Origin of the sequence: Anaerotignum faecicola, assembly GCA_024460105.1 — a bacterium.
In the GTDB taxonomy this organism is placed as follows: Bacteria; Bacillota; Clostridia; order Lachnospirales; family Anaerotignaceae; genus JANFXS01.
Map to the genome: position 1 here is coordinate 1 of JANFXS010000322.1, position 439 is coordinate 439.

Below are 439 nucleotides of genomic sequence, written 5' to 3' on the forward strand. Positions count from 1 at the left end.
TGTCTCTTCCAGACGTTTAAATACCATATCATATCCGTCGTTACCATAATTCAGCGAACGGTTCACCCGGCTGATCGTAGCTGTGGAAGCCCCGGTCTTCTCCGCAATCTCCAGATACGTGCGTCCCTCCCGAAGCATCTTTGCCACCTCATACCGCTGGGATAAGCTGAGCAGTTCATTAACCGTGCATACATCCTCAAAAAAGGTATAGCACTCTTCCGGTGTCTTCAGTGTCAGTATCGCCTGAAACAGATGGTCTACCGCATCTGTCTTGATTTTTTTGTTCATGGTTTCAATCAGTCCCCTTCATTTTTGCTGTATCTTCATCTATGGAGTATTTTAACATATTAAAGTCATAAAGTCCACCCCCGGACACTCATGACAGCATAAATTTTTCGATGACGTGAGCGACGCCGTCGTCGTTGTTGGAAAGAGTCAC

At 46.0% G+C, this 439-nt stretch carries 1 protein-coding gene; it reads right to left on the reverse strand.

All coding sequences use genetic code 11. From position 1 onward, the window contains the following. A partial coding sequence (locus tag NE664_14185) for a YerC/YecD family TrpR-related protein (GenBank protein MCQ4727784.1) occupies positions 1-288 on the reverse strand: 288 nt, incomplete at its 3' end. Positions 289-439: the final 151 nt, after the last annotated feature.